The organism is Idiomarina sp. UBA4206 (assembly GCF_002383015.1).
In the GTDB taxonomy this organism is placed as follows: domain Bacteria; phylum Pseudomonadota; class Gammaproteobacteria; order Enterobacterales; family Alteromonadaceae; genus Idiomarina; species Idiomarina abyssalis.
The window spans coordinates 13,872-14,181 of the sequence record NZ_DFTS01000053.1 but is presented as its reverse complement, the minus strand read 5'-3'; the positions used below and the strand labels follow the sequence as shown (position 1 = coordinate 14,181).

At 52.9% G+C, this 310-nt stretch carries 1 protein-coding gene; it reads right to left on the bottom strand.

What is annotated here, in order from left to right; translation table 11 throughout:
- Positions 1-291, bottom strand: a 291-nt coding sequence (locus B3180_RS11100; RefSeq protein ID WP_286844531.1) for a 50S ribosomal protein L11 methyltransferase, incomplete at its 3' end; no start/stop codon positions are given.
- Between the last annotated feature and the right edge of the window lie 19 nt (positions 292-310).

Here is a 310-nt window from a genome sequence, read left to right as displayed (position 1 = left end):
GCGTTCCCAGTCCTTGTCTTCCAGTGGGTCGACTTTGTATTGCAAGTTGCTGTCGAAAACGTTGGACTGCTTCAGGTTGGCAATAATAGCTTTTATATCAGCTTCGGCGTCAAACAAGCCCGTCGCTAAGGTGTGTTCCCACAATATAACGTCGCCGGGGCGAGGCTCAAAAATGGGGGTATCAGCGCCGTCGCGGTATGTAACCGCCTGAGCGCCGTTAGCCATGAGCATGTCCCCAACCTGGGGAGCATGCTCTTCACTGCAGGAAAGCGTCAGTTGTATCCAGGGCATTAATTAATGCCCGCCCAAA